Genomic DNA, 22543 nt, shown 5'->3' with positions numbered 1-22543 from the left:
ATCCGGATCCGTCAGATCAGCCGATGCCCCGGTCCGCGTCCCAGTCCCCTGACGACGCCTTGCAGGGCAATCTGTTCGGGGCGCCGGAGCCGGCCACATCGACTGCGCCCAGCAGCGAGCCTGAGGCCGCCAGCCACGACCTCAGCGACGACGAACTCGGCGCCGATGCCGCCGCCCGGCCCCGAACGCGTCAGGCCACGGCAAGCGAGGCCAGCAGCGAAGCTCCAGAAGCAAACGATTCAGAACCCAGCAGCGACGAACCGGCCTGGGCCCACCACAGCCAGCTGGACCCGCTGCAGCTCACACCGATGCTGCGCCACTACGTGGAGCTGAAAGCGGCCCATCCCGAACGGGTGCTGCTCTACCGCCTGGGCGACTTCTTCGAATGCTTCTTCGAAGACGCGATCGAACTCTCACGGGTGCTGGAGCTCACCCTCACCGGCAAGGAGGGCGGCAAGGCGATTGGGCGGGTGCCGATGGCGGGCATCCCCCACCACGCCGCTGAGCGGTACTGCGCCGAACTGATCAAGCAGGGCTACAGCGTGGCCCTCTGTGATCAACTCGAAACCACCCCCACCAAGGGTGCCCTGCTCAAGCGGGACATCACCCGGGTGCTGACCCCCGGCACGGTGCTGGAGGATGGCATGCTCAGCGCCCGCCGCAACAACTGGCTGGCGGCGGTGGTGGTGGAGCCAGCCCAGGGGAAACAACCGTTGCGCTGGGGCCTGGCCAGCGCCGATGTGAGCACCGGCGAGGTGCAAGTGATGCAGCGGGAGGAGAGCAGCGCCCTGCACCAACAGCTGGCCCAACAGGAGGCCTCCGAACTGCTCTGGGCCGCCGCCCACGACGCCGAGCGGCCAGCCTGGTGCCCGGAGCGGCTGCGGCTGACGCCGATGGCCAGCACCCCCTTCAGCCCAGCGGAGGCGGAGCGCACCCTGCAACAGCACTACGGGCTCAGCAGCCTCGATGGCCTGGGCCTGCCGGAGCACCCCCTGGCCCTGCAGGCCCTCGGCGGCCTACTGCGCTACCTGCAGGACACCCAACCCCTGGAGGAGGACAGCCGCATTCCCCTGGAGGTGCCGGCGATCGTGCACCGCGGTGACGCCCTGGTGCTGGATGCCCAGACCCGCCGCAACCTCGAGCTCACCGCCACCCAACGCGACAACCAGTTGCAGGGATCGTTGCTCTGGGCGATCGATCGCACCCTCACCGCCATGGGCGGCCGTTGCCTGCGCCGCTGGCTGGAAGCACCGTTGATGGACCGCCAGGCCATTCAGCAGCGCCAAGATCTGGTGAGCAGCCTGGTGGGTGACCGCAGCCTGCGGCTGGCGATCCGCCAGCTGCTGCGGCCCATGGGCGACCTGGAGCGGCTGGCCGGCCGGGCCGGAGCGGGCCATGCCGGTGCCCGCGATCTGGTGGCCATCGCCGATGGCCTGGAACGCTTACCCCAACTCACCGCTCGGCTGGACTCCGCAATCAGCGCGGGGCCGGAGTGGCTGCAGCAGCTGCTCAGCCCCGATCCAGCCCTGGCCGAGCTGGCCAAAACGATTCGCCACAGCCTGGTGGAGGCCCCACCGCTCTCCCTCTCCGAGGGCGACCTGATCCATGACGGCGTCGACCCGCTGCTGGATGGGCTGCGCAACCAGCTGGACGATCAGGACGCCTGGCTCAGCCAGCAGGAGCAGCAGGAGCGCCAACGCAGTGGCATCAGCACCCTGAAGCTGCAGCACCACCGCACCTTCGGCTATTTCCTGGCGGTGAGCAAAGCCAAGGCCACAGCTGTGCCGGACCACTGGATCCGGCGCCAGACCCTGGCCAATGAGGAACGCTTCATCACCCCGGATCTCAAGGAGAGAGAGGGCCGCATCTTCCAGCTGCGGGCTCGGGCTTGCCAGCGGGAATACGAGCTGTTCTGCCAGCTGCGTGAGCAGGTTGGGGCCATGGCCGCTCCGATCCGCCAGGCGGCCCGCGCTGTTGCTGCCCTCGATGCCCTCACCGGCCTGGCCGACGTGGCCGCCAGCGGTGGCTACTGCGCACCAACCATCACCGACGGCCGAGGGCTGCAGCTGGAGGCCAGCCGCCACCCGGTGGTGGAGCAACGGCTGGTGGAAACCGCGTTCACCCCCAATGATGTGCAGCTGGGTGAGGGCACCGATCTGGTGGTGCTCACGGGCCCCAACGCCAGTGGCAAGAGCTGCTATCTACGCCAGATCGGCCTGATCCAGTTGATGGCTCAGATCGGCAGCTGGGTGCCGGCTGGCTCAGCCACGGTCGGCATTGCCGATCGGATCTTCACCCGGGTGGGTGCTGTGGATGATCTGGCCGCCGGCCAGTCCACCTTCATGGTGGAGATGGCCGAAACCGCCAACATCCTTCACCACGCCAGCGAGCGTTCCCTGGTGCTGCTCGATGAGATCGGGCGGGGCACCGCCACCTTCGATGGCCTCTCGATCGCCTGGGCCGTGAGCGAGCACCTGGCCGGCGATCTGGGCAGCCGAACGGTGTTCGCCACCCACTATCACGAGCTCAACAACCTGGCCTCCGTACGCGACAACGTGGCCAACTTCCAGGTGCTGGTGGAGGAAACCGGTGAGGACCTGGTGTTCCTGCATCAGGTGCAGGCCGGCGGCGCCAGCCGCAGCTACGGCATCGAAGCGGCACGCCTGGCCGGCGTTCCCAAGCCCGTGGTGCAACGGGCCCGTCAGGTGCTCGATCAGTTGGCGGCCTGAAGTCTCAAGCCGACGGCAAGGCCCGCATCAGGCTGCCCATCTCGAGGGCTTCCAGGCCGTAGCTCCAGCCGAGATTGCTCTTGATGCCCGCCCGCTCCAGCGCCTGCTGCATCGTGTCGGTGGTCAACACGCCGAAGATCACCGGCACAGAGGTGTCGCGCGCCACCGCTGCAACGCCCTTGCTGGCCTCCGCCACCACCACATCGAAATGGGGCGTGTCGCCGCGGATCACCGCCCCCAGGGTGATCAGCACCTGGTACTGACCGGAGCGGGCCATCTGCTGGGCCACGATCGGCAGTTCGAACGAACCCGGCACCCAGGCCACGTCCAGCTGGGAGCTGGTCTCCGAAACATCCACACCATGGCGCTTGAGGCAGTCGAGACAACCGCTCAGCAGCTTGGCGGTGACCAGATCATTGAAACGGGCCACGACGATGCCGACGCGCAGCCCGGCTGCGTCAGAGAAACGTCCTTCAAACGTGGCCATTGGGAAGGTGCCGACGGAATCTCAGCCATCGTGGCACCCGCCAGGTTCTGCCTGAGGCTGAGCTCAGACGACGAAGAAGCTCACACCCCAGTTCAGCAGCACCAGCGCCACCCACACAGCACTGCCCAGCAGGATCAGACGGTTGGAGCGGCCGCTGTCTTCGCTGGAGGCATACAGCACCGGCACCGCAACGATCAAAGCGAAGGACGCCACCACCAGGGCCAGAACGGTCAGCGTGTTGATGAACTGCATGGAGCTGGAAGTCAGGGGCCAATTTTCACACGAGAGCTGTTGCTCCCGCGAGCAAGCGGAGCACTCTTCACACCATGAAGGGGAAGAGGCCTCCGCTCAGCGCAGATTCAGGGTCAGACGCGGGTCGTAACAGCGCTGCCGAGGGCATCACGCAGACCACGCACCACCGCCACCATCGCAAGCTCATCCTGCAGGCGGTTCACCGCTGAACCGACGCCTACGCCGGCCGCACCGGCAGCGATGGCCATCGGCAGCGTGACCGCCGACAGACCCGAGGCACAGAGAACGGGCACATCGACGGCGCGGCTGATGCTGTGGGCCGCCGCCAGGGTGGGGGCAGCCTTCTCAATCAGGCCGAGGTGGCCAGCACTAAAGGGCTTGGCACTGGTGCCGCCCTCGGTTTGGATCAGGTCGGCACCGGCCGCGAGCAGATCGATGGCCAGCTGCTCCTGCTCATCCATCGGCAACACGTGGGGCACGGTGACGCTCAACACCACGTTGGGCAGCAGTTGGCGGGTACGGCGGGTGAGCTCCAGCACCTCAGCCGCATCAAAGATCCGGCCCTGGGGATAGAAGGCGTCGTAGTTGCCGATCTCCACCATCAGCGCACCGGCTTCAACCGCCGCGGGGAACTGCTCAGGCTCCACCGACGACACGCACACGGGCACGCCACCGGAGGCTTCGATCGCCAGACGCACCAGGGCGGGGTCGCAGGCCACGTCGATCAGATCAGCACCGCCAAGCCCGGCGGCACGGGCGACCCGTTCCACACTGGCGGCATCGAAATTCATCAGGCCAGCGATCACCTTGAGCGCAGAGCGCTGCTCAAGGCTGCGCTGCAGAGAAACGGGCAGCTGCTGAAGACGGGTCATGGGGGACTGGACAGCGATGCCCTGATTCTCACACCGTGGGGGAAACGCACCCCTGCTTCTTGGGCTGGACGTTCTGGCATGACCGCCTGCACCGGCGCCTGCTGATGCAGCCGCAGCTGCTGCCCCAAGGCAGCTCTCTGCTGCTGGCGGTGTCCGGCGGACAGGACTCCATGGCCTTGCTGGCTTTGCTGCAGGATCTGGCGCCCTTGCATGGCTGGAGCCTGAGCCTTTGGCACGGCGATCACGGGTGGCACGACGGCTCCAGCCGAATCGCCGCGGAACTGAGCAGCTGGTGCCAGCAGCGGCAGCTCCCCCTGCAGGTGGACCAGGCAGCGCCGGGAGAGGTGCCGAGCGAAGCCAAGGCCCGGCAGTGGCGTTACGAACGGCTGGAACAACGGGGCCGCCAAGCGGGCGCCGATGTGGTGACGGGCCACACCGCCAGCGACCGGGCCGAAACGATGCTGCTGCAGCTGGCCCGCGGCAGCGACCTGGCGGGCCTGGCGGGCCTGCCCAGCGTCCGCCCCCTCAGCCCGGAAGGCCCTCGGCTGCGCCGGCCGCTACTGCACCTGCAGCGCAAAGACACCCTCAAGATCTGCCGGGAGCTGGCGCTGCCGATCTGGGAGGACCCCAGCAACCAATCCCCGGAGTTCAGCCGCAACCGGATCCGCCAGGAGGTGCTGCCGGTGCTGGAGGCGTTGCATCCAGGCAGCACCCAAAGGATGAGCGATCTGGCCGAACGGATGTCCCAGGTGCGGGACAGTCAGACGGAACTCAGCCAGATGGCCCTGAAGCTTCTGCAAACCGCTGCCGGCCTGGACCGCCGCGGCCTGGGAGCGTTGAGCTCAGCCAGCCGCCGCCTGCTGCTGGCGCATTGGCTGCAGCAGCAGGGGGTGCCAGCCCTGCCGGCCAGCCAACTGGACGAGCTCAGCCGGCGACTGGAAGGCGGTGCCCCCGGCGGTGCGGCCGATCTTGCCGGGGGCTGGCAACTCAGCTGGAAAGGGGCGGAGCTGGTGCTGCAGCAGCGCGCAGCAGAGCGTTAACCGCCGCGGCCACCAGACCCGCTCCACCCCTGCTGCTCTCCAAACGGATCTGGGCCAGGCCACTGGCCGCCAGATGCTTCTTGCTTTCGGCAACCCCCACAAAACCCACCGGCATGCCGATCACCAGGCTGGGGGCTGGAGCACCGGCGGCCACCTGCTGCAACAGCACCTCAAGGGCGGTTGGCGCACTGCCGATCAGCACCACCGGAGCCGGTGACGCCGCAGCAAGTGAGCGCCAGGCCTGTTCCATGCCCACCGCCGTGCGCGTTGAACCCGCCGGCGCTGCCTCGGGCGCCCACTCCAGCACCGTGTGCACGGCAGTGCCGAGGGTGCGTTGGGCCATCGGGGCCACCGCCGCCGCCGCCATCGCGGTGTCCGTCAGGATCGGCGCTCCCTGCTTCAGCGCTGCCAAACCCTGCTCACAGGCCCCCTCGCTGAACCGCAGCAGTATTCCCAACGAGAGATCACCGCTGCTGTGCACCAGACGTTCCAACACCTGCTGTTGCAACGGCGGCAGGCCCGTCTCCCCCAGTGCCGCCCGGATCCGCCGGATGCTTTCGGTGAAGATCGGGTGGTCCTGGGCCATCCACGCCATCATCAACCCATGCCGATCCATCTGCTCTGGGGTGATGACGCCGCTGCGCGGGACCGGGCCATCGATGCCCTGATCGGCCAGGTTGTCGACCCCAGCTGGAGCAGCCTCAACCTCAGCCGCCTGGATGGGGCCGACGCCGGTCAGGCCCTGCAGGCCCTCGAGGAGGCCCGCACTCCTCCCTTCGCCACGGGCGAACGGCTGGTGCTGCTGCAGCGCAGTCCGTTCTGCAATGGCTGCCCCAGTGAGCTGGCTGACCGGTTTGAAGCCGCCCTCGAGCTCATCCCCGACAGCAGCCACCTGGTGCTGGTGAACCCAGCCAAACCCGATGGTCGCCTGCGCACCACCAAAACCCTGCAGAAACGGATCAAAAGCGGGCTCGATCACGAACAGAGCTTTCCGCTGCCGGCCGCCTGGGATGGCAACGGCCAGCGTCAGCTGGTGCAACGCACGGCCGAGGCCCTGGGCCTGAAGGTGGAGCCGGATGCCATCGATGCCCTGGTGGAGGCCATCGGCACCGACAGCGCCCGACTGGAATCGGAACTGCGCAAGCTCTCCCTGCGGGACACCAGCATTTCCGCCGCACGGGTGCAGGAGCTGGTGGGAGGACGCTCCACCAACGCCCTGGCCGTGGGCGATGCCCTGCTGGAGGGCAACCCCGGCGAAGCGATCGCCCGCTGGGATGCCCTGATCGAAGCCGGGGAACCAGCCCTGCGCATCGTGGCCACCCTCACCGGCCAGATCCGCGGCTGGCTCTGGGTAAGCCTGCTGGAACAGCAGGGGGAACGGGATGTGGCGGTGATCGCCAAAGCCGCTGGGATCGGCAACCCCAAACGCATCTACGTGATGCGCAAGCAGCTACAGGGCCGCCCGCCCAAGCGCTTTCTCTCACTCCTGGGCCGTCTACTGGAGGTGGAGGCCCGGCTGAAACGCGGCGCTCAGCCGGGCGACGCCTTCCGCGACGGCCTGCTGGGCTGATCGCTGCCCGCCAGGTGAGAAAATCCAGCGTTGCTGAAGCCCTGTCCATGGCCCTCCTGGTGCAGAAATTCGGGGGCACCTCCGTCGGCAGCGTGGAACGCATCAAGGCGGTGGCTGATCGGATCGGACGTTGCCGGGAGGAGGGGCACGACGTGGTTGTGGTGGTCTCCGCCATGGGCCACACCACCGATGAATTGACCGGTCTGGCCAACGCCATCACCTCTGCCCCCACCCGGCGGGAGATGGACATGCTGCTGGCCAGTGGCGAACAGGTGTCGATCGCCTTGCTGGCGATGGCCTTGAACGCTCAGGGGGTCAGTGCGACGTCGATGACCGGTCCACAGGTGGGCATCGCCACGGAATCCACCCATGGCCGGGCCCGGATCCTCGGGATTCGCACCGACCGAATCCGCAACCGCCTTGCGGCTGGCCAGGTGGTGGTGGTGGCCGGTTTCCAGGGCACCAGCACCAGCAGCGATGGCCTCAACGAAATCACCACCCTCGGGCGCGGTGGCTCCGACACCTCCGCTGTCGCCCTGGCGGCGGCCCTGGGCGCCGATGCCTGCGAGATCTACACCGACGTTCCGGGTGTGCTCAGCACCGATCCGCGCAAGGTGTCCGATGCCCAGCTGATGGAGACGATCAGCTGCGACGAAATGCTGGAACTCGCCAGCCTTGGGGCCTCCGTGCTGCATCCCAGGGCCGTTGAGATCGCCCGCAACTACGGCGTAAACCTTGTGGTGCGCTCCAGTTGGAGCGATGCCCCCGGCACCCGGATCACCAGCCGTTCAGCCCGTCCGATCAGCAGCAGTGGCCTCGAGCTCGGCAGTCCTGTGGATGGGATGGAGGAAGTGGACGGACAGGCCGTGCTTGCCCTCTCCCAGATTCCCGATCAGCCTGGGATTGCCGCACGCCTATTCGAAACCCTCTCCGAGGCGGGAATCAATGTGGACCTGATCATTCAGGCCACCCATGAAGGCAGCAGCAACGACATCACCTTCACGGTGGCGGAAGCGGATCTCGAGCTGGCCCGCGCTGTAAGCCAGAAGGTTCTGGATCAACTGGGCGGCGATCTGGCGTCCGAAGCAGGACTGACGAAACTGAGCATAAGCGGGGCCGGAATCATGGGGCGCCCTGGCATTGCCGCCAGCCTGTTCAACTGCCTGTGTCAGCAAGGCATCAACCTCCGCCTGATCGCCACCAGTGAGGTGAAGGTGAGCTGCGTGATCGACTCCGGCGCCGGCAGCAAGGCGGTTCAAGCCGTGCAGGAGGCCTTCGACCTGGAGGACTCGCAAATCCGCATCAATCCCACCGACAACGGCAACGGCGAACCGGAAGTGCGCGGCGTCGCCCTCGACCGCGACCAGGTGCAACTGAGTGTTCGCCACGTGCCCGATCGACCTGGCACCGCAGCGGCGCTGTGTTCAGCCCTGGCGGACAACAGCATCAGCCTCGATGCGATCGTTCAATCGGAGCGTCAGCACGACGACGGATCGCGCGACATCACCTTCATCCTGCGCAAGGACGACCGCGCCCGCGCCGATGTGGCCCTGGCCCCCCTGCTGGCCCAGTGGCCCGGTGCCGCTCTGGAGGATGGTGAGGCCATTGCCCGGGTGAGTGCTGTGGGCGCGGGGATGCCGGCAACACCCGGCACAGCGGGGCGGATGTTTCGTGCGCTGGCGGACGCCGGCATCAACATCGGTCTGATCGCCACCAGCGAAATCAGAACCAGCTGTGTGGTGGCCGAAGAGGCTGGCGTTCAGGCACTCCAGGTGGTGCACGCCGGATTCGGGCTGGGAGGTGAGGAGCGTCACACCGCCCAAGGCACCGCTTCACCGCACGACCCCGACTAACGGTCTACAACGGGGGGACTGGCCCCCAACGCGTGGACGCCGATTTCGAGCAGCACTACCAAGCCGCGGAACGGGCCTATGGCCTCGGGGAGTACGCCAAGGCCCAAGCCCTCACCTCAGCGTTGTGGGATCAACTCCAAAGCGCATCCAACGAGCACGACCCAGGCCTGATCTTGGGCTGGCGAGCGGTGGTGTCGTTGCTCTTGGGTCACATCCAGCTGCATGGGCTCAAGCAACCGGAACAAGCCGCCATCTCCTACGAACGGGTGCTGCAGGGTGACGTGGACGCCACCATCGCAGCCCTGGCGAAACAGGGGCTGGAGCGCTGCCAATCGGAAGACATCGCCAGCGGAGCAGGCACGACGCCCGCAACCAATGGCGCCATCCCAGATCTGCTCAAGGATCCCTTCCTGAAGACGAATCCCGATCAAACCAGGCCAGCACCGGCTGATCTGGTCACCGCAATGCCGTGGTTGACCAGTGACGAAGAACCTCGGGCCATGCCAACTCCAGATCCCTCTCCCACTCCGGCTCCTCGCCAGGCTGCTGTGCCAAGTCCACAGCCCACGCTCACCCCAGAAGCCAATTCACAGGCCGAGGTACAGAAGCAGGAACCAGAACCCACTGCAGAAGAACCACCCCTCGACACCATCGAGCCAGCGCCCCAACCCCAGGAGCCTGCAGGCACAAAGCTTTTGGAACACTCATGGCTCCGCGTTCAACTCCAGCCTGAAACCAAAAGCCCCACCGACTCCGTGGAGCCGATGGGGCTGATCGAAAGGATCAAAGGGGTCTTCGTCCGGTCAGCTGGCCGCTGAACGGCGACGACGGGTACGACCTGCAGGCATCTCCGGCTCAGGAGAAGCCGGCGCAGCCTTTTCAGCCACCGGCTGAGGAGCCACTTTCTCCACCACTGCGGTGGCCGCCGCTGCACGCACGGGGGCAGGGGTAGCCGAGCCAGAGCGGCCGTTGCCCTGGTTGTTCCGCACCGGAGCGGGGGTTCCACCGCCACCACCGCCGTTGCGACGGCCATAGGGAGAGCCACCGCCACGGCCACCGCGACCGCGGGGAGCCGGACGGTCATCGGGCTCAGCATCGGCACGACCCTTGTAGACCGGTGTGCCACCAGGAGCGGGCTGCACCAGACAGAGGATCAGCGGCTCCACCTGCAGTTCACGGCGCATCCGGCGACCAAGGCCCACCTCCACTTCACGCTGCACACCCATCCAGTCCACCTCCGGTGCCTTGCCACCAGTGTTGCGGCAGAGCTGCTTCCAGCGGTTTTCAAGCACCCACTTGATTTCGCGCTCCACCCACAACGACATCTTGCGGGCATCAGCTGTGGTGACCACACCCCGCAGGTTCACCCGCGGCGGAGCCACCATGGCGCCATCGGTGCTGATGGCAGCGAGGATCGTCACCACGCCGTCTTCCGCCAGCTGCTGGCGTTCCTTCAGCACCCGGGCATCAACGATGCCGTTGCGGGATTGATCCAGCAGCTCGATGCCCGCCTTCACCGCATTGCCTTTGCGGATCGAATCCGGAGTGAGCTCCACCACATCACCGTTATCGATGATCAGGGTGTTGTCGACCGGAACCCCCATCGCATGGCCGGTGCGGGAGTGCTGCACCAGCATCCGGTGCTCACCGTGCACCGGCACGAAGAACTTGGGCCGGGTGAGGGCCAGCATCAGTTTCTGGTCTTCCTGGAAGCCATGGCCGGAAACGTGGATGCCTTCGCCCTTTCCGTAAACGACCTTGGCGCCCAGCATCATCAGCTTGTCGATGGTGTTGACCACGGAAATCGTGTTTCCCGGGATCGGGCTGGCCGAGAAGATGATCGTGTCGGTGGTCTTCACCTTCACCTGGGGGTGCTCACCGCGGGAGATGCGGCTCAAGGCAGCCAGCGGCTCACCCTGGCTGCCGGTCATTAGCAGCAGGGTTTCGCGATCGGGCACATCGTTGATCTGCTTGATCGGCACAAACAGTTCATCCGGCGCGCGCATATAGCCCAGTTCCCGCGCCTTGGCGATCACGTTGAGCATCGAGCGGCCCAGCAGCCCCACCTTGCGGCCGTTCTTCAGGGCCAGCTCCAGAATCATTGACACGCGATGAATCGAGCTGGCGAAGGTGGTGACAATCACCCGCCCTTCGGCATTGGCGATGTGGCGATCCAGGTTGGGGAAGACTGAGCGCTCCGGCGGGCAGAAGCCAGGAACCTCGGAGTTGGTGGAATCGCTGAACAGACAGAGGACGCCCTTGTCACCGTGGTGAGCCAGGCGGGCCATGTCGAAGTTTTCGCCGTCGACCGGGGTGTGGTCGAACTTGAAGTCACCCGTGAAAATCACGGTCCCCACTGGTGTGGAGATGGCCAGCGAGAAGCTGTCGGCCATCGAGTGGGTGTTACGGATGAACTCCACGGAGAAGTGCTGACCCACCTTCACCACATCGCGCGGACCGACGGTCTGCAGGGTGGTGCGGTCGCGGACACCGGCCTCATCCATCTTGCCGGTAAGCATCGAGAGGGCCAGCCGCGGCCCGTAGATCACCGGAATGTTGAAGTGCTTGAGGTGATGGGCGATGCCACCGATGTGGTCTTCATGACCATGAGTGACGATCATGCCGCGGATCCGCTTCTGGTTCTCGCGCAGGAAGCTGGTGTCGGGCAGCACCACATTCACCCCGTGCATGCCGTCACTGGGGAAGGCCAGACCGGCATCCACCAGCATCAGGTCATCGCCGTACTCGAACACACAGGTGTTCTTGCCGATTTCGTGAAGACCACCCAGGGGAATCACCCGAAGGCAGGGCTCCTGACCCTTGCTGGATCGCGCGTTGTTGGCCATGAAAAACGATGGGTAAAAGAACGAGTTGCGTGAGCCGATAAGCCGGACCGGGCTAGGTCTGACGGAGGGCGGCCATGGCGGTGGAGAGCGAACGTTTCATGTCGTCAGAGAGAGGGCACAGGGGCGGACGGGGCGCACCGACAGACCAGCCATTGAGTTCCAGGGCAGCCTTGACGGGAATCGGATTGGTGGTGGCGAACAGGGCCTTGAACAGGGGAATCAACGCGTCGTGCAGGGCGAGTGCGGAGGCACCATCGCCGTTCAGATAGGCCTCGATCATGGCGCGAATCTCAGGGCCCGCCACATGGCTGCCCACACTCACGACGCCCACGGCACCCACCGCAAGCATCGGCAGGGTGAGGCCGTCGTCACCGCTGTAAATCGCCAACTGCGGACCGCAGGCCAGCCTCAAGGCCGTGACCTCTTCCGTGGTGCCGCTGGCGGCCTTGAAACTCACCACATTGGGGCAGTCCATCAGCCGGGCCACCGTGGCCGGGGCGATGCTGCAACCGGTGCGGCCAGGGATGTTGTAAAGCATCAACGGCAGCTCAGGTGCCGCTCCAGCGATGGCCCGGAAATGGGCCTCCAGACCCTCCTGGGGAGGCTTGTTGTAGTAGGGCACCACAACGAGAGCGCCATCGGCACCGGCCGCCGCCGCTTCCTTGGTGGCCTCCACCGCTTCGGCTGTGCAGTTGCTGCCCGTGCCCGCCAACACCTTGGCGTTACCGCCCACGGCATCACGAACGGCCTGCAGCAGTTGCAACTGCTCGTCCCAGCTGAGGGTCGGCGATTCACCGGTGGTGCCGCACACCAGTAATCCATCGGATCCCTGATCCACAAGATGCCGGGCCAGGTTTGCGGCAACACTGAGATCCACAGCACCGCTGGCATCAAAAGGGGTCACCATCGCGGTGACCACACGGCCGAAGGGCGTTGGCGAGAGGGTGGCGGCCTGGGTCATTACTTCTCGATCAACAGTTCTGCAATCTGAACAGCGTTAAGCGCCGCTCCCTTGCGGATCTGGTCCCCACAAAGCCAGAGCTCCAGAGCATTGGCATCACTGATGTCCTGACGGATCCGGCCGATCGCCACCGGGTCTCGACCGGTCACATCCGTCGGCATCGGGAAACGGTTCGCCGCCGGGTCGTCAATCAACTCCAAACCGGGGGCCGCCGCCAGCAACTCACGTGCCTCATCAACCGGGAAGGGAGACTCAAACTCGATGTTCACGGCTTCCGAATGGGCCCGCAGCACGGGCACCCGCACGCAGGTAGCGGTGAAGCGCAGATCCGGCAGACCCATGATTTTGCGGGTCTCGTTCACCATCTTCATCTCCTCCTCGCAATAGCCATTGGCTTGCAGGGGAGAGTTGTGCAGAAAGAGGTTGAACGCCAGGGAGTAAGGCAGCACCTCTCCCTTCGGAGTGCCGCCATCCAGCACCGTCTGCGACAAGTTTTTCAGCTCTTCCATGGCCCGGGCACCGGCACCACTGGCGGATTGATAGGTGCTCACCACCACCCGGCGCATCGCCCGCTTGGCTGCCAAAGGAGCCAAAGCCAGGGTGAGCAGGATCGTTGTGCAGTTTGGATTGGCGATCACGCCCTTGTGGGCGAAGGCCGCATCGGGATTGACCTCGGGCACCACCAGCGGCACACCGTCCTCCATCCGGAAAGCACTGGAGTTATCCACCATCACCGCACCGGCAGCGGTGATCGCTTCGCGCCACTGCTTTGACACAGAACCACCGGCCGACGCCAGCACCAGATCGACCCCTTCAAAGGATTGGGCCGAGACCTCTTCCACCGTGAGGGTGCGGCCGTTCCAGGTTTGATTCTGGCCGGCCGAACGGGCCGACGCCAACAGTTTCAGCTCGCCAACTGGGAAACGGCGCTCTTCAAGCAACAGCAGCAGTTCCTGGCCAACAGCACCGCTGGCACCGAGAACAGCAACATTGAGAGCGCGATTGGGAAGTGTCGAAGACAAGCGGTGGAGTGAACGATCTGAACGAAAACCCGTCGTTTCTCAGATCCGACATCACTACGTAGAGAACGTGATGCCGGCCTAGCGACGCGCTCAGCTTACCGATCCAGCCTGAATTCACCGATTGCATAAAGTGCTGGGCTGCCCTTTCCCTTCCCCCATGAGCGCTGCAGCCCTGAAGGTGACCACCGAAGCCCGCCCCAGCAGCCGCCTGGCGGTGACGGTCACCGTTCCTGGGGAGCGCTGCAAGACCAGTTACGAAGACGCCATCACCAACCTGAGCCGCAGCATCAACCTGCCGGGCTTCCGCAAGGGCAAGGTGCCGCGCACGGTGCTGGTGCAGCAGCTGGGTGGCGTGCGGATCAAAGCCACGGCTCTGGAAAAGCTGATCGATAACGCCTGGCGTGACGCCATCAAGCAGGAATCGCTGGAACCGATCAGTCAACCTGATCTGAGCAGTGGTTTCGACGGTCTGCTGGAGAGCTTTGAGCCCGGCAAGGAACTCACCTTCACCCTGGAAGCCGACGTCGCCCCGACGCCGAAGCTCAAAACCACCAAGGGCCTGAAGGCGGAATTCGAAACCGTCGCCTACGACGCCTCACGGGTCGACGCGATGCTTGAGGACTCCCGCAAGCAGATGGCCACGGTCGTTCCGGTGGAAGGTCGTGCCGCCAAGAACGGCGACATCGCTGTGCTCGGCTTCAAAGGCACCTACAGCGATGACGGCAGCGAGATCGAGGGCGGCAGCGCCGATTCGATGGATGTGGACCTGGAAAACGGCCGGATGATCCCCGGCTTCATCGAAGGGGTCATCGGCATGAAGGTCGGCGAGACCAAAACCGTGGATTGCCAGTTCCCTGATGACTACCCGAAGGAGGACGCCCGCGGACGTAAGGCCGCCTTCGAGATCGAGCTGAAGGACCTCAAGACCCGCGAACTGCCCGAGCTGGACGACGAATTCGCCAAGCAGGCCAGCGAACAGGAGACCCTGGCGGACCTGCGCAAAGATCTGGAGCAGCGGCTCAAGGACGACGCCGAACGCCGTCAGACCAGCAACCGCCGCGATGCCCTCGTCGCCGCCCTGGTGGAGCAGCTGGAGGTGGAGCTGCCGGAAGCCCTGATCCAACAGGAAAGCCGCAACCTGCTGGAGCAGACCGCAGCCCAGTTCGCCCAGCAGGGCATGGATGTGAAATCACTGTTCACTCCCGATCTGGTGCGCAACCTGATGCAGAACTCCCGCCCTGAGGCGGAAGAGCGTCTGCGCCGCAGTTTTGCCCTCACCGCACTGGCTGAAACGGAGGACATCAAGCTCGACGACAAGGACGTGGACGCCAAGATCAAGGAGGTGAAGAAAGAGCTCTCCGCCGACGCCAAGATCGATCCCGAGCGCCTGCGTCAGGCCGTGATGGACGACCTGATGCAGGATCGTCTGATGGGCTGGCTCGAGGAGAACAGCATCCTCACCGAAAAGGCACCGGCTGCGGATGACAGCAAGCCTGCAGCCAAGAAAAAGCCCACCGCCGAGAAGACCACGGCCAAGAGCAAGTCCAAGGCGGACGCCAAGGACTGAGCAACGCCCATAGATTGGCCCAACTTCACCGCATACCGATCGCGTGATCGACGCCCGCAGTCACCACCCCATCCAGAACCGCTGGCGGGCCGCCATGCCCGTCTCGGCACCGGGGCCGCTGCCCACGGTTGTGGAACAGTCCGGTCGCGGCGACCGCGCCTTCGACATTTATTCCCGCCTGCTGCGGGAGCGGATCATCTTCCTTGGCACCGGCGTGGATGACGCCGTTGCCGATGCCCTGGTGGCGCAGATGCTGTTCCTCGAAGCCGAGGATCCCGAAAAGGACATTCAGATCTACATCAACTCCCCGGGAGGGTCAGTCACAGCTGGTCTGGCGATCTACGACACGATGCAGCAGGTCGCCCCTGACGTGGTGACCATCTGCTACGGCCTCGCCGCCAGCATGGGTGCCTTCCTGCTCTCCGGAGGCACCAAAGGCAAGCGACTCGCCTTGCCGAATGCCCGGATCATGATTCACCAACCCCTTGGTGGCGCCCAGGGGCAGGCAGTGGACATCGAGATCCAGGCCAAGGAAATCCTGTATCTCAAGGAAACCCTGAACGGGTTGATGGCGGATCACACCGGCCAGCCGCTCGACAAGATCTCGGAAGACACCGACCGCGACTACTTCCTTTCTCCGGCAGAAGCGGTTGAATACGGCCTGATCGATCGCGTGGTGGACAGTTCCGGGGACGGAGGAATCATTACGGAGGGCTGACAGACGCCCTTCCGTTCTCGATCCTGTGTGTTCAGGGAGACCCCATCGGTTGATTCCTGAGTTGTTCTCCTGCGTGGTGCCCAGCGTTCGATGGCCAAGTTCGACGCCCATCTGAAGTGTTCGTTCTGTGGGAAATCCCAGGACCAGGTGCGCAAGCTGATCGCCGGACCTGGCGTTTACATCTGCGACGAATGCATCGATCTCTGCAACGAGATCCTGGATGAAGAGCTGGTGGATGGGCAGGGCAACCCACGCCACAGCCATGAGCCGAGCCGAAAGGCCACCCCAGCCGCCCGCAAGAGCAGCAAGCCGGCCCCGACCTTGGCTTCCATTCCAAGGCCCCAGGACATCAAGAGCTTCCTGGACCAGCAGGTGGTCGGCCAGGACGCGGCCAAAAAGGTGATGTCGGTGGCGGTCTACAACCACTACAAACGTCTGGCCTGGCAGGGAGATGGCCAGGGCGAAACCGAGGAAACGGCAACCCGGCTGCACAAGAGCAACATCCTGCTGGTCGGACCCACCGGCTGCGGCAAGACGCTGTTGGCCCAGACCCTGGCCGAAATGCTGGACGTTCCCTTCGCCGTGGCCGATGCCACCACCCTCACCGAAGCGGGCTACGTGGGTGAAGACGTGGAAAACATCCTGCTGCGGCTGCTGCAGAAGGCCGACATGGATGTGGAGCAGGCCCAACGGGGGATCATCTACATCGATGAAATCGACAAGATCGCCCGCAAGAGCGAGAACCCCTCAATCACGAGGGATGTGTCCGGGGAAGGTGTGCAGCAGGCCCTGCTGAAAATGCTGGAGGGCACGGTGGCCAACGTGCCGCCCCAGGGAGGGCGCAAGCACCCTTATCAGGACTGCATCCAGATCGACACCAGCCAGATACTGTTCATCTGCGGTGGTGCCTTCGTCGGTCTAGACGACGTGGTGCAGAAACGCATGGGCCGCAATGCCATCGGCTTCATGCCCAGCGACGGCCGTGGACGCAGCCGCGCCAACCGCGACCTTCAGGCCGCCCAGGTGCTGCGGCACCTGGAGCCGGATGATCTGGTGCGCTATGGCCTGATCCCCGAGTTCATCGGGCGGATGCCGGTGAGTGCCGTGCTGGAGCCCCTGGACGAAAGCGCCCTGCAATCGATTCTCACCGAACCCCGAGATGCTCTGGTGAAGCAGTTCCGCACCCTGCTGAGCATGGACAACGTGCAACTGCAATTCGCCGATGACGCCATCGAGGCGATCGCCCAGGAGGCGCACCGGCGCAAGACCGGGGCCCGCGCCCTGCGCGGCATCGTTGAGGAGCTGATGCTGGACCTGATGTACGACCTGCCATCGCAGACATCGGTGAAGGAGTTCACCGTCACCCGGGCGATGGTGGAGGAACACACGGGTGGCAAGGTGCTGCCCCTGCCTGGCACGGAACAACAGAAGACCGCCTGAAGTTTTGGCTGCCGCTGACCACCTGGAGGTGCCGCGTCAGCACGGCTTCTTCAACCACCACGGCATCGATCTAGGCGACGGAACCATCGCCCACTATCTGGAAGGGCGTGAGATCCTGCGCAGCTCCTTGGAGGAGTTCAGCCAGGGGCAACCGCTGCGGGTGATCAACTACGTCGAGGCGTCTCCGCAGGGTGTGACCCTGCGCCGGGCCATGGGGCGCCTGGGGGAACAGGACTACAACCTGCTGTTCAACAACTGCGAGCACTTCGCCACCTGGTGCAAAACCGGACGTCATCGCAGTGGCCAGGTGGACTCCGTGCTGGAGCGGGCCCGCCACTGGAGCGGGCTGATGCCTTCGGCGCTGATGCGGGGCTTGGAGGTCCTGGTGCAACGGGGCCTGCTCGATGACGACGCCCGCGCCATGGCCAGGCGAGGTGTGGAGAAGCTGGAACGCCTGCGCCTCTCGCTGCTGCACAAGTTGGAGGGTCTGCTTGAACGGGCAGGAGAGGGCACCGATCGCCGGCTGTTGCTCACGGGCCAGAGCCTGGCCGATGAACTGGCCGCCGTCGAAGACCTGAAACAACGGATTGATGCGCTGCTCCAGCAGCACCCCGCCCTTCCAGGCTCAGATTCCTCTGAGTAATCTCCTCTCAACGCTCGCGGCGCATGAGTTCGGCCTACCAGCCGCTGCATCACAAATACCGGCCCCAGCGCCTTGATCAGCTGGTGGGACAGGAGGCAATTGCCGCCACCCTGGGCCACGCCCTCACCAGCAATCGAATTGCCCCGGCCTATCTGTTCAGTGGCCCCCGCGGCACCGGCAAAACCTCCAGCGCCCGCATCCTGGCCCGCTCGCTCAACTGCCTGAACAGCGAAGGGCCAACCCCAGAGCCCTGCGGCACCTGCGAGCTCTGCACAACGATCGCTGCCGGCACGGCTCTGGATGTGATCGAGATTGATGCCGCCTCCAACACCGGCGTCGACAACATCCGCGAGCTGATCGAACGCTCTCGCTTCGCACCGGTGCAGGCCCGCTGGAAGGTGTACGTGGTGGACGAGTGCCACATGCTCTCCACCGCAGCGTTCAACGCCCTGCTGAAAACCCTGGAGGAGCCACCGCCGCAGGTGGTGTTCGTGCTCGCCACCACCGACCCGCAACGGGTGCTGCCGACGATCCTGAGCCGTTGTCAACGCTTTGATTTCAGGCGCATTCCTCTGGATGCCCTCAACAAACATCTGAGCTGGATCGCCGAACAGGAAGCGATCGAAATCAAGCCTGAGGCCATTCATGTGGTGGCCCAGCGTTCCCAGGGAGGCCTGCGGGATGCGGAAAGCCTGCTGGATCAGCTGAGCCTGCTGCCGCCGCCGATCGAAGCCGCTGCGGTGTGGGATCTGCTGGGGGCAGTCCCCGAACAGGAGCTGTTGGAACTGGTGGGGGCCATGAGCAGCGCCGAACCTGTGCAGCTGCTGGAGGCCACCCGCAACCTGCTGGACCGGGGCCGGGATCCCGGGGCCGTGCTGCAGGGTCTGGCCGGGATGCTGCGGGATCTGGTGTTGATGGCGGCCGCTCCAGACCGACTGGAACTCACCAGCGTGTCGCCCCAGTTCCGCGAGCAGCTGCCCGCCCTCGCCAAGGCCATCGGCCGGGCCCGCTTGCTGCAATGGCAGGCCCAACTGCGCGGCACCGAGCAACAACTGCGCCAAAGCGTGCAGCCGCGCCTGTGGCTGGAAGTGCTGCTTTTGGGGTTGCTGGCGGAACCGGTGGCGGCTCAGAGCACAGCCACTGCTCCGGCCCCAAGACAACCAGCGACAACGCAACCGGCAGCAACAGGAAGCCCACCGACAACGCCAGTCGCCCCTCCTGCTCCCACGGATTCCGCCGCAGCACCTGCAGCAGCCCCAGCAATCGAGGCCCCCAGCCCAAAACCTGCCCCCGCCCCAGCTCCATCGCCGGAACTGCCGACGGTCTCCACCCCTGCACCGGCAGCCAGCACAAACCTGCCCGAGCTATGGCAACAGATCCTGGGCAGCCTCGAACTGCCCTCCACCCGGATGCTGCTGTCGCAGCAGGCCCAACTGGTGCGCCTTGATGCCAACCGCGCCGTTGTTCAGGTGGCAGGCAACTGGATGGGGATGGTGCAGAGCCGGGCATCCCTGCTGGAACAGGCCGTGGCCAAAGCGCTTGGAGGCTCGAGGCAGCTGGTGCTGGAGGCCAGCAACAGCGCCATGCCACCTGCGATGGCAACAGCTCCGGTCGCAACACCCTCAATCACTCCACCACCAATCACTCCACCACCAATCGCGCCAACACCAATCGCGCCAACACCGGCGCCAACACCAGCACCCACGGCTGCACCGATCCCGGCCCCCCCAGCAACACCGGCACCAGCACCGGCACCGGCAGTTGCACCGGAACTGCCGCGCACCCAACCCGAACCGATCGAGCCGAAACCAACTCCACCCACAGCCGAATCCAGCCCTCAACCAAGCCCGCCGTCAGGCCTGGATCGTCAGGCCCGCAACCTGGCGGACTTCTTCAATGGTCAGGTGCTCGACGTTGATGAACTCAGTTGATGCGATCAGTTGATGGATTCGGCTGACGTCAGAACGAACCAAAGGGAGTGGCGGCAGGGTCGTACCCAATCACCTCCTGTTCACGCAGCGTGACGTAGCGAATGGCTTGACGCCCCGCCCAGGAATAAGCCACATGCAGCTCACCGGGCTGCCCCTCGATCAGGGTTGGGTAGGCCAATTGCCCATTGAGGTCCCAATTCATCGGCCCACAAAAGCCGAAACCGGTATCGATGTCGCGAATCCACGGCCAATTCAGGCCGTCGTCATCGCTGATAGCGATCGACAACGGCCATCGGGTTAGCGGCCAACGGGCCTCCCCCCACTCCGGCGGCTCCCCCGACGCGGCCGGATCCGGCGCAAAGCCAAAGCGGTTGAAAATCATCGCCAATCGCCCACTCGCCAAACGACAGGCCTAGATAGAGCTGTTGTTATTGGGCAGCTGAGTGGGCTCCGGAGCTGACCAGGTGTGACCGTCATCTGAACTCACACTTCGGTAGATCTGATCCGCGAGGCGACTGCGAAAGAACTGGATCAATTGCTCGCCATCGCGCGAGGCAACGACGGAGCCATGCACCCTGCCAGTGCTGTCTGGAATGCCAAACGGCTTGTCCAGACACTGACCAGACGGATCCAAACGCACCATCTCGCTGTGGTCGTGACCAAAGGCCCCGCCCGCTTCCAGGCTGCGGTAGATCGGCAACAACCACTGGCCGTTCTCCAGGGGATAGGGGGGATTTCGGCAGAAGGCGGGATCGTCAAACAGGTCAACGGGAGTCGACCATGCCTCGGCCGACCAGGTCTCAGATTCGGAAGGATCGAGGCCGTCCAGCGCCAGCCACTGATGCCGGAGCACAGCTGTCCACTGCATGGAAAAGCTGCTGGATGCGTCGACAGCAGCGCGATCCTCTGGATCGCGAACCAATTGGGCCGAATGAATCAGGTGCAAACAACCGTCAGAGACGAACAGCAAGGGGTTCTGCTCCGACCGCTCCTGATCTCGGGAAATCCGCTGCGGTTCCGACCAACCTCCGCCCTCAGCCCCCAATAGAGACAGAAACACCGACATCCCAGCGGTGCCCTCTCCACTGCCTGCCATCCAGACACAGCCCAACAGATCGGACCGGATCCAACACAACTGGGGCGCATGGTTTTGCTCCCCCATCGGCTCCAGCAACGCCCAAGCCCCCAGCTCAAAGGGGGTGACAAGAACCTGGCCCCAAGCCAAATCCTCAAAGCGATCCTCCGCCTGATCGAACAACGAAAAGGGCGGAGCCATCAGACCTGGACGGGCTGGTCCTGACCATGGCTGGTTTTGGCCCAGACCAGGCGTTTGGGGAGGAGTGACATCCGCAATGTCACCCAGGGAATCACCACAAACCAGTGGCCCAGGTAGGCAATTGCGACAAGGAGATTGGACAAGCTCGCTGAGGGAATCGCCGGCCCTTCACTGCCATCGCGACATCCGCGCCAATAGGCCAGACCCGACACGCTGAACGCCACCAAAGACAAGGGCCAGTAGACCGGCACGCTTCGGGTGATCAGAGCCGTGCCCAGATCAGCGAAGGACACCACCGGCAAGGCGTACTGGAGCAGAAAAAAGGCCGTCAGATCCCAGCGCTGGCGAAGACTCAACTGCGCTGAGGTGAGCACCGGCCAGTAATCGAAGAAGCGTTGCAAGCCACCTTCCGCCCAGCGCTGCCGTTGTTTCCACAAGGCCTGAAGACCGGGTACCGCCTCTTCCTGGACCGGAGGGTCCCACAACAACCCAACCAAAGCTCCGTGGGTCAGAAGACGAAAGCTGAGATCCAGGTCATCGGTGACGGTGTCTTCGTTGAAACCACCACTGGACTCGAGCACGGAGCGTTTGATCAGCTGTCCGTTCCCCCGCAGTTCGGCCACGCCTGCATTGGCCAGGCGGCCTGACTGGATCACCGCATCCAGAGCCATTTCCATCGCCTGGGATCGCGTCAACCAATTGCGATCGGCATCAATCACGGCCTTGCGCAGCTGCACCGCCGACCAACCACCATCCAGGGCGTAGGGGACAAGACGCTCGAGCAGGTCGTCCTGCAATTGAGCATCCGCGTCAAGCACCAGCAGCCAGTCACCCTTGAGCCGGCTCAAGGCTGTGTTGAGCGCACCCGACTTGCCACCACCGGCATTGCGCTGGCGATGGATCACATTGAGTCCCGGGTGCCGGGTGGCCAGATCGTCGAGCAACGCAGGCGTCCGATCAAGACTGCCGTCGTCGATCACCCAAGTGGTGAGTTGGCCCGACGGATAACGAAGAGATGTGAGCCGTTCCACCAAACGCGGCACCACCGCCTCTTCATCGCGGGCCGCAACCACCACATCAAGGCTGGGAAGTTTGGCCGGATCGATCGTTGGCACGGACTCCGATGACCCACGCGTCAGCTGCCCACGCATCACGGAACGGAGGCCATAGCCTCCAAGCATCAGGGCAAGGCTGATGGCCGGCCAGAGCGAACGGGCGGAGTCGAGCCAGTGGGGAGCAGCACCAGCACATCCACAGGCAAACAGAAACGCTGCCGATTTCACCCGACGGTGATCACCCGATGTGGCGTTCGAGCTCATCCAGCTGCCCAGGTGGG

General features: G+C 64.7%; 20 protein-coding genes. 10 read left to right on the top strand and 10 right to left on the bottom strand.

The features are described 5' to 3' along the window. Positions 1-23 precede the first annotated feature (23 nt). Entirely contained in the window at positions 24-2729 is a 2706-nt protein-coding gene (mutS, locus tag DXY04_RS04065; RefSeq protein WP_115161078.1) for a DNA mismatch repair protein MutS, read from the top strand. 4 nt (positions 2730-2733) lie between these two features. Here the strand turns inward: mutS and ribH are convergent, their stop codons facing one another. The 3 genes from ribH to DXY04_RS04050 form a co-directional block, all read right to left on the bottom strand. Further along, positions 2734-3216: a 6,7-dimethyl-8-ribityllumazine synthase gene (ribH, locus tag DXY04_RS04060; RefSeq protein WP_115009674.1), complete on the bottom strand. Its 483-nt coding sequence runs from the start codon at positions 3214-3216 to the stop codon at positions 2734-2736. A gap of 63 nt (positions 3217-3279) precedes the next feature. After that, a complete protein-coding gene (gene psbZ, locus DXY04_RS04055) occupies positions 3280-3468 on the bottom strand; it encodes a photosystem II reaction center protein PsbZ (RefSeq protein WP_006850156.1) in 189 nt (62 codons plus the stop codon). A gap of 113 nt (positions 3469-3581) precedes the next feature. Further along, the gene (locus DXY04_RS04050) at positions 3582-4340 is read right to left on the bottom strand and encodes a DUF561 domain-containing protein (protein WP_115161077.1); all 759 of its coding nucleotides are present in this window, start codon (positions 4338-4340) and stop codon (positions 3582-3584) included. A 35-nt stretch (positions 4341-4375) separates the two neighbouring features. On the opposite strand from DXY04_RS04050, the gene tilS reads away from it, so the two are divergent. After that, the gene (tilS, locus tag DXY04_RS04045; protein ID WP_244278566.1) at positions 4376-5380 is read left to right on the top strand and encodes a tRNA lysidine(34) synthetase TilS; all 1005 of its coding nucleotides are present in this window, start codon (positions 4376-4378) and stop codon (positions 5378-5380) included. Here the strand turns inward: tilS and DXY04_RS04040 are convergent. Continuing rightward, entirely contained in the window at positions 5328-5975 is a 648-nt protein-coding gene (locus DXY04_RS04040) for a precorrin-8X methylmutase (protein WP_115161272.1), read from the bottom strand. The genes tilS and DXY04_RS04040 overlap by 53 nt on opposite strands. A 9-nt stretch (positions 5976-5984) precedes the next feature. Here DXY04_RS04040 and holA point away from each other — a divergent pair, with 9 nt between their 5' ends. From holA to DXY04_RS04025, 3 genes are read left to right on the top strand one after another with little or no spacing between them, the layout of a single operon-like run. Next, on the top strand, positions 5985-6950 hold the full coding sequence (holA, locus tag DXY04_RS04035) for a DNA polymerase III subunit delta (RefSeq protein WP_115161075.1): 966 nt from the start codon (positions 5985-5987) through the stop codon (positions 6948-6950). 47 nt (positions 6951-6997) lie between these two features. After that, a complete protein-coding gene (locus DXY04_RS04030) occupies positions 6998-8803 on the top strand; it encodes an aspartate kinase (protein WP_115161271.1) in 1806 nt (601 codons plus the stop codon). A gap of 32 nt (positions 8804-8835) precedes the next feature. Continuing rightward, positions 8836-9621 (top strand): hypothetical protein, encoded by a 786-nt coding sequence (locus tag DXY04_RS04025; protein WP_115161074.1) that lies wholly within the window; start codon positions 8836-8838, stop codon positions 9619-9621. Here the strand turns inward: DXY04_RS04025 and DXY04_RS04020 are convergent. Genes DXY04_RS04020 through DXY04_RS04010 form a run of 3 tightly spaced genes read right to left on the bottom strand, consistent with a single transcriptional unit; the run spans position 9607 to position 13632 of the window. After that, entirely contained in the window at positions 9607-11649 is a 2043-nt protein-coding gene (locus DXY04_RS04020; protein ID WP_115161073.1) for a ribonuclease J, read from the bottom strand. The two genes, DXY04_RS04025 and DXY04_RS04020, sit on opposite strands and share 15 nt — an antisense overlap. A gap of 52 nt (positions 11650-11701) precedes the next feature. Then, entirely contained in the window at positions 11702-12610 is a 909-nt protein-coding gene (gene dapA, locus DXY04_RS04015) for a 4-hydroxy-tetrahydrodipicolinate synthase (RefSeq protein WP_115161072.1), read from the bottom strand. Continuing rightward, positions 12610-13632, bottom strand: a complete 1023-nt coding sequence (locus tag DXY04_RS04010) for an aspartate-semialdehyde dehydrogenase (protein ID WP_115161071.1) — start codon at positions 13630-13632, stop codon at positions 12610-12612. Before DXY04_RS04010 ends, dapA begins: the two co-directional genes overlap by 1 nt. A gap of 157 nt (positions 13633-13789) precedes the next feature. Here DXY04_RS04010 and tig point away from each other — a divergent pair, with 157 nt between their 5' ends. From tig to DXY04_RS03985, 5 genes are all read left to right on the top strand, one after another. Further along, a complete protein-coding gene (gene tig / locus DXY04_RS04005) occupies positions 13790-15199 on the top strand; it encodes a trigger factor (RefSeq protein ID WP_115161070.1) in 1410 nt (469 codons plus the stop codon). Positions 15200-15242: 43 nt separating this feature from the next. Then, complete coding sequence (clpP, locus tag DXY04_RS04000; RefSeq protein WP_038551825.1) at positions 15243-15917, top strand: ATP-dependent Clp endopeptidase proteolytic subunit ClpP; 675 nt, start codon at positions 15243-15245, stop codon at positions 15915-15917. 90 nt (positions 15918-16007) lie between these two features. Then, positions 16008-17357, top strand: coding sequence for an ATP-dependent protease ATP-binding subunit ClpX (gene clpX / locus DXY04_RS03995; protein WP_115161069.1), 1350 nt, complete (start codon positions 16008-16010; stop codon positions 17355-17357). A 4-nt stretch (positions 17358-17361) separates the two neighbouring features. Next, a complete protein-coding gene (locus DXY04_RS03990; RefSeq protein WP_115161068.1) occupies positions 17362-18000 on the top strand; it encodes a lecithin retinol acyltransferase family protein in 639 nt (212 codons plus the stop codon). Between the two features lie 23 nt (positions 18001-18023). Next, a complete protein-coding gene (locus tag DXY04_RS03985) occupies positions 18024-19931 on the top strand; it encodes a DNA polymerase III subunit gamma/tau (protein WP_115161067.1) in 1908 nt (635 codons plus the stop codon). 28 nt (positions 19932-19959) lie between these two features. On the opposite strand, the gene DXY04_RS12425 is transcribed toward DXY04_RS03985, so the two are convergent. Genes DXY04_RS12425 through DXY04_RS03975 form a run of 3 tightly spaced genes read right to left on the bottom strand, consistent with a single transcriptional unit; the run spans position 19960 to position 22526 of the window. After that, entirely contained in the window at positions 19960-20319 is a 360-nt protein-coding gene (locus DXY04_RS12425) for a sialidase family protein (RefSeq protein WP_244278565.1), read from the bottom strand. Positions 20320-20343: 24 nt separating this feature from the next. Further along, positions 20344-21207 (bottom strand): exo-alpha-sialidase, encoded by an 864-nt coding sequence (locus DXY04_RS03980; protein WP_244278564.1) that lies wholly within the window; start codon positions 21205-21207, stop codon positions 20344-20346. Beyond that, on the bottom strand, positions 21207-22526 hold the full coding sequence (locus DXY04_RS03975) for a glycosyltransferase family 2 protein (protein WP_115161066.1): 1320 nt from the start codon (positions 22524-22526) through the stop codon (positions 21207-21209). Before DXY04_RS03975 ends, DXY04_RS03980 begins: the two co-directional genes overlap by 1 nt. Positions 22527-22543: the final 17 nt, after the last annotated feature.

It is taken from the genome of Synechococcus sp. UW86, assembly GCF_900474085.1.
Taxonomy (GTDB): Bacteria; Cyanobacteriota; Cyanobacteriia; order PCC-6307; family Cyanobiaceae; genus Parasynechococcus.
This window is presented reverse-complemented; position numbering and strand designations above follow the sequence as displayed.

Excerpts from the sequence above, each read along its gene's own strand:
- mutS (WP_115161078.1), top strand. The coding sequence starts at position 24 with ATGCCCCGGTCCGCGTCCCAGTCCCCTGACGACGCCTTGCAGGGCAAT.
- ribH (WP_115009674.1), bottom strand. The coding sequence starts at position 3,216 with ATGGCCACGTTTGAAGGACGTTTCTCTGACGCAGCCGGGCTGCGCGTC.
- psbZ (WP_006850156.1), bottom strand. The coding sequence starts at position 3,468 with ATGCAGTTCATCAACACGCTGACCGTTCTGGCCCTGGTGGTGGCGTCC.
- DXY04_RS04050 (WP_115161077.1), bottom strand. The coding sequence starts at position 4,340 with ATGACCCGTCTTCAGCAGCTGCCCGTTTCTCTGCAGCGCAGCCTTGAG.
- DXY04_RS04040 (WP_115161272.1), bottom strand. The coding sequence starts at position 5,975 with ATGGCGTGGATGGCCCAGGACCACCCGATCTTCACCGAAAGCATCCGG.
- holA (WP_115161075.1), top strand. The coding sequence starts at position 5,985 with ATGCCGATCCATCTGCTCTGGGGTGATGACGCCGCTGCGCGGGACCGG.
- DXY04_RS04030 (WP_115161271.1), top strand. The coding sequence starts at position 6,998 with ATGGCCCTCCTGGTGCAGAAATTCGGGGGCACCTCCGTCGGCAGCGTG.
- DXY04_RS04020 (WP_115161073.1), bottom strand. The coding sequence starts at position 11,649 with ATGGCCAACAACGCGCGATCCAGCAAGGGTCAGGAGCCCTGCCTTCGG.
- dapA (WP_115161072.1), bottom strand. The coding sequence starts at position 12,610 with ATGACCCAGGCCGCCACCCTCTCGCCAACGCCCTTCGGCCGTGTGGTC.
- tig (WP_115161070.1), top strand. The coding sequence starts at position 13,790 with ATGAGCGCTGCAGCCCTGAAGGTGACCACCGAAGCCCGCCCCAGCAGC.
- clpX (WP_115161069.1), top strand. The coding sequence starts at position 16,008 with ATGGCCAAGTTCGACGCCCATCTGAAGTGTTCGTTCTGTGGGAAATCC.
- DXY04_RS03985 (WP_115161067.1), top strand. The coding sequence starts at position 18,024 with ATGAGTTCGGCCTACCAGCCGCTGCATCACAAATACCGGCCCCAGCGC.
- DXY04_RS03980 (WP_244278564.1), bottom strand. The coding sequence starts at position 21,207 with ATGGCTCCGCCCTTTTCGTTGTTCGATCAGGCGGAGGATCGCTTTGAG.
- DXY04_RS03975 (WP_115161066.1), bottom strand. The coding sequence starts at position 22,526 with ATGAGCTCGAACGCCACATCGGGTGATCACCGTCGGGTGAAATCGGCA.